Here is a 5,250-nt window from a genome sequence, read left to right on the forward strand (position 1 = left end):
AGCGAAAGCAAAATTTCTCTAAATACAAATGATAAATTTGATGGTAAAAATTTGATATTTTCTGAGCTTTTTAGCCAAAGGGCTGAAATTTTAAAAAGATATGATGAGTTTTTAAAAAGTGCAAATTTAGACGAGATAAAAAAACTTTTTGGACTAAAAGAGCTTGAAGATAGCGAGCAACTGCGAGAAAGTCCATCTAAAAAAGGCAGTATAAAAGCTATCTTAAGATATGACGGCGTTGCCTATAAGCACCTAAACTACCGCGGACTAAGCGACGATGCTCAAAAATATATAGATAATAATGTTTTGATATTTTCAAATTTATTTGGGCCAATTTTAGCAAAAAATGAGATAGCTGAGTACAAACTAAAGCAAGGCGAAAAGTTAGCTGGCTTTGATATTTGTAAATTTTATGAGCAAAATTTTAGCAAGGCAGTCGATAGCTTTTTAGAAAATGATGAAATTTTAGATCTTAGAGCTAAATTTTATGAGAAATTTTATGTAGTAAAAAAAGAATTTACGACATTTTGTTTCTTGAAAAACAAAAAGATACTAAGCCATCATGCAAAAGCTTATAGAGGTGAGGTTTTGCGCCAGATCGCAAATGCTAAAGTGGCAAATAAAGATGAGCTAATGGCTCTAAATTTTGAAAATTTAAAGCTTGTAGATATGAAAAAGATAGGGCTAAAAAACGAGCTTACGTTTGAAATTTGTGAGTGAAAGTTCAAATTTTGGTCTTTTTTACTAAAAAAATGCAAAAAAAGAGCTAAATTTAGGGAAAAAGTATTGTATTTTTTTTTAAAAGAGTGTAGAATTGCCGCATAACTTCTTAAAAGGATGGTTCATGAAAAAAGCTGAATTTATTCAAGCGGTTGCCGACAAGGCTGGTCTTTCAAAAAAAGATACTCTAAAAGTTGTTGATGCTACTTTGGAGACAATCCAAGCGGTTCTTGAAAAAGGCGATACAATTAGCTTTATAGGCTTTGGTACTTTCGGTACTGCTGACAGAGCTGCAAGGAAAGCTAGAGTTCCTGGAACTAAGAAAGTAATCGACGTTCCTGCTAGCAAAGCAGTCAAATTCAAAGTTGGCAAAAAACTTAAAGAAGCAGTTGCTGCTGGTGCTGCTAAAAAAGGCAAAAAGAAATAATTTTCTTTTTCGGGGAGCAAGTCTCCCCTTTTTCTTTCTTCTCACAAATCTAAAAACTCAATCTTAACTTAGCCCGAGTGGTGAAACTGGTAGACGCGTCAGACTCAAAATCTGATAAGGGCAACCTTGTGTCGGTTCGAGTCCGACCTCGGGCACCATTATAAGCTTAAACATTTTATAAATTTAGCCGATATATTTGCAACATCTTTAAAAGGATTTTAGATGAATGTTGCACCGCAAAAGTATGATTTTATAAATTTAGATGATTTGCAAAATCTCTCCAAAAGATTTTTAAATCATGGCGATCAAAATAGTTCAAAAGTAAATTTAAGCCAGTTTAACGAGCTTTATGAAGCAAATAAAACAGATACCATCTACATAACTGAGGCTGATATCAAAGAATACAACAAACGTCTAGCAATACAAAAAGCAGAAGAAATTTTAAAAGATTACACGCAAAATTTAATAAACAGCAACAGCAAAATTTACTCAGATGAAACTTCTAATGGCTTTAGCAAAAACACCTACTTTAAAAATATAAACGCCACAGATGACGCTGTCATGCTACCTGTATTAAAAAGTGGCTACTTAGAAAATACAAAATTTAAAAATTTAAACGACTACGCCTATTCAAACACACTAAAGACAAATTATGGCGAAGTGGAAGTCTTTTTAGATATTTACGGAGATAACGACGAGCTAGGCATTGGAAAATTAGAAAACAATAGCGCACTTTTTAGCTTTGATAGCAATAATGACGGCACACTAGATCAAAAAGATATGCTCTTTGACAAGCTAAAAGTAAGAGGATACGACAAAGACGGAAATGAAAAAATAGCAAATTTAAGTGACGTCACGGCTAGAGTTGATCTTAGGCAGTTTATCAGCACAAATGTCGTAAATCACAATCAAATAACAAGAGAAGAGCTAAACCACAAAGCGACGATCACAAACGATCCTGATCTTTACGTAGATACAAAAGAGATCGATCACAGGCACTCCTACTACGCCTCAGATCCAAATACCTTGTTTGCTGCCGAAAATAGATATGAAAAGATAGGCAAAAATGATATAAATAATTTCTTTAAAAAATATGCTCAAAATGACGGCTGGGTCGATCTAAGGCACAATAATATCTTTGGCAAGGATAGCTCTTTTAAAAATTTCGCTTACACAAAAATAGGCTTTGATGACACTGCAAGACTAAGCGAGTTTAATCCTATTGTTGAGCCAAGCAAAGAGCACAAAAAAGATGAAAATTTCTCATATACAAAATTTCAAAAAGATAGTTTTATGAAATTTTATAGTGACTACAACGCTGAGCTTGATACGCATAATAAAATGGTAGAAAATCTTAGCGCAAATTTAAAGAAATTTGACGAAAACGCGGACGCTTACATATCAAAGCTTGAAGATACAAAATCCGCCAAAATGATCGCAATGGAAAATGAATTTAAGCAAGCAACTGGGCTTGATTTTAGCATCTCAAATCTAAAAAAGGTAAAAAAGGCTTTTACTATAAATGAAACCACAGCTGCAACTGCACTGCGAGATAGCGATAGTGTTATAGCTATGAAACTAAATCAAGATGGCACGATAAGACTAAAATTTGATAGCGGCAGAGAGCTAGACGTAAATGAGCTTTACAATGACACTGGCAAGCTAAATACGCCAAGCGAGCTAAAAACTAGCGTAAATTTAGATGCAAAAAAGATGGATAATGCGCAGCTAAATGGGCTAAATTTCAATGATATCGGCGTCATGCAAAGCGGCAAGATCACAAGCCTAAAAGATGCTGGAGCGATAGCTATCATCAACCTATCAAATAAATTTGAGAGTAAATTTTTAATCAGCCTAAATAGTGGCAAAAGCATATCTGTAAGAGAAATTTATAATATCAGTTATCTTGAAAACGATCTAAAAAATAAAGAAAAGATAGATGAGAGGGATAAATTTTACAAAAAGGTTGATACTAGGGTTTAAATTTAAGAGTAAAATCCAAAAAAGTTTATTGTAATTTAATCTTTTGGGGCATATAATCAATTCTTTGTAAATTCCAAACTTAAAAGAGACTGCTATGAATTTCACACCACTTTTTGCAATATTTTTCATAATCGCAACTGGTTTTTTTGCTAAAAAAGTCGGCATTGTTGAGCAAAAGCACTCGATCCCATTTGTGGATTTTGTCCTTTGTTTTGCAATGCCTGCGCTAATTTTCGACAAAATTTACCACGTAAATGTCGATGCCTCGCTTATAAACACGATCCTAATCGGCTTTGCCTCAACCGCCATTAGCGCCGCTTTGGCATTTGTCATAGGCAGGGTTTTTAAATTTACCAAAATAACAACCGTCAGTATGGTCATGCTAAGCCTTTTTGGTAACACACTATTTGTCGGTATGCCTGTCATTCAGGGCTTCTTTGGCGATGCGATGGTAAATGAGGTCATCTTTTACGATCAAATAGCCACTGGTATCCCACTTTCGATCCTTGGACCACTCATCCTATCTTTTGCCGCACCTGAGAAGGTCTCGCTCTTTCAAAATACGATGAAAATTTTAAAATTTCCACCATTTATCGCGCTCATTATGGGTCTTGTCTTAAAAGAAGTCCCGCTTCCAGATTTTATCTTTGCGCCACTTAGGATGTTTGAAGGTAGCGTCACCCCAGTGGCACTTTTTGCGATCGGCGTTGGTCTTAACTTTAGCAGTATCACAAGCTCATATAAAGGCGTTAGCGTCGTGCTTTTGTGTAAGATGATATTGCCAGCTATCGTATTTTTCATCATATTAAAAGTCTCAGGCATCCAGATGAGCAAAACTTGGGTCGTTGGTCTCTTTCAATGTGCGATGCCAACATCAGCTCTTGCAAGTGCGATGGTCATAAAAGCTGGACTTGATAGCTCACTAGCCATCTCATCAGTTGCTATTGGCGTGCTTTTTTCATTTATCACGCTTCCAGTTATCTATTTTGTATTTGCGTAAATTCACACTTATTTCACACTAAGTGACTACAATTGCAACATAATTTAATTTAAAGGAGACTTTATGAAAAAGTTAATCTTAGTTGCACTTGGTGCTATGTTTATGTTTGGCGGTCTTGCAAATGCTACTGAAATGATGCAAAAGGACAAGATGGGCAAAGATGAGATGATGAAGAAAGAGCAGATGATGAAAGATGATATGTCTAAAAAACATCCTGTCAAAAAACACGAAGCTAAAAAAGAAGACATGGGCATGAAAGACGAAATGAAAAAAGACGACATGGGTATGAAAAAAGACGACATGGGCATGAAAGACGAAATGAAAAAAGATGACATGGGTATGAAAAAAGACGACATGGGCATGAAAGACGAAATGAAAAAAGGCATGTAAAGGCACTTGATGGTCAGAATTTTGCTTGTTGAAGATGATGAAACATTACTTGATCTAATAAGCGAGTATCTGGGCGAAAATGGTTACGATGTCACCACTACAAACAATGCCAAAGACGCACTAGATCTTGCATACGAGCGAAATTTTGACCTACTTATACTAGACGTCAAACTCCCGCAAGGCGACGGCTTCTCCCTACTTTCATCGCTACGTGAGCTTGGCGTCACAACACCTAGCATATTTACCACCTCGCTAAACACCATAGACGACCTTGAAAAAGGCTACAAAAGCGGCTGCGATGACTATCTAAAAAAGCCATTTGAGCTAAAAGAGCTACTTATCCGCATGCAAGCTCTCATAAAAAGAAATTTCTCACACCAAAACGGCGAAGATATCAAAATTTTAGATGATCTTTGCTTTCACCCACAGAGCAAAACTCTAAGTAAAAACGGCGAAAATGTAAATATCTCGAGCAAAGAGAGCGACCTGCTCGCCCTATTTTTGCAAAACAAGGGCAAAATTTTAACCAAAGATGAAATTTTTAATAAAATTTGGAAATTTGACGAGGAGCCAAGCGAGCTTAGCCTTCGTGTATATATCAAAAATTTACGCCAAATTTTAGGCAAAGATGCCATTTTAAACAAGCGTGGAGACGGCTACATCTATGTCTGAAAAGACGCAAATTTTATTTAAAATTTTATCCCTCTATCTTGTTAGCTCTGTGCTATTT

6 protein-coding genes and 1 tRNA gene are annotated in these 5,250 nt (G+C 35.8%); all 7 read left to right on the forward strand.

Annotation, left to right across the window (positions count from 1 at the left end; all coding sequences use genetic code 11):
- Nucleotides 1-720 (forward strand): YaaA family protein (locus F3G86_RS06150; RefSeq protein ID WP_149723333.1); only part of this gene is annotated, 720 nt, incomplete at its 5' end.
- A gap of 124 nt (nt 721-844) precedes the next feature.
- On the forward strand, nt 845-1,147 hold the full coding sequence (locus F3G86_RS06155) for an HU family DNA-binding protein (protein WP_012001719.1): 303 nt from the start codon (nt 845-847) through the stop codon (nt 1,145-1,147).
- Between the two features lie 71 nt (nt 1,148-1,218).
- Nucleotides 1,219-1,305 (forward strand) — tRNA-Leu (locus tag F3G86_RS06160).
- Nucleotides 1,306-1,369: 64 nt separating this feature from the next.
- Nucleotides 1,370-3,130 carry a response regulator gene (locus tag F3G86_RS06165; RefSeq protein WP_149723325.1) on the forward strand — a complete coding sequence of 587 codons (1,761 nt, stop codon included), beginning with the start codon at nt 1,370-1,372 and terminating at the stop codon, nt 3,128-3,130.
- A 94-nt stretch (nt 3,131-3,224) separates the two neighbouring features.
- Nucleotides 3,225-4,130, forward strand: coding sequence for an AEC family transporter (locus tag F3G86_RS06170; protein ID WP_021093175.1), 906 nt, complete (start codon nt 3,225-3,227; stop codon nt 4,128-4,130).
- 63 nt (nt 4,131-4,193) lie between these two features.
- Nucleotides 4,194-4,520: a hypothetical protein gene (locus F3G86_RS06175; RefSeq protein WP_021085558.1), complete on the forward strand. Its 327-nt coding sequence runs from the start codon at nt 4,194-4,196 to the stop codon at nt 4,518-4,520.
- Between the two features lie 9 nt (nt 4,521-4,529).
- A complete protein-coding gene (locus F3G86_RS06180) occupies nt 4,530-5,192 on the forward strand; it encodes a response regulator transcription factor (RefSeq protein ID WP_002940533.1) in 663 nt (220 codons plus the stop codon).
- Nucleotides 5,193-5,250 lie beyond the last annotated feature (58 nt).

It is taken from the genome of Campylobacter concisus (genome assembly GCF_902460595.1).
Classification (GTDB): Bacteria; Campylobacterota; Campylobacteria; order Campylobacterales; family Campylobacteraceae; genus Campylobacter_A; species Campylobacter_A concisus_BL.

Coding starts and splice junctions, on each gene's coding strand:
- F3G86_RS06165 (WP_149723325.1), top strand. CDS start 1,370: ATGAATGTTGCACCGCAAAAGTATGATTTTATAAATTTAGATGATTTG.
- F3G86_RS06170 (WP_021093175.1), top strand. CDS start 3,225: ATGAATTTCACACCACTTTTTGCAATATTTTTCATAATCGCAACTGGT.
- F3G86_RS06175 (WP_021085558.1), top strand. CDS start 4,194: ATGAAAAAGTTAATCTTAGTTGCACTTGGTGCTATGTTTATGTTTGGC.
- F3G86_RS06180 (WP_002940533.1), top strand. CDS start 4,530: ATGGTCAGAATTTTGCTTGTTGAAGATGATGAAACATTACTTGATCTA.
- F3G86_RS06155 (WP_012001719.1), top strand. CDS start 845: ATGAAAAAAGCTGAATTTATTCAAGCGGTTGCCGACAAGGCTGGTCTT.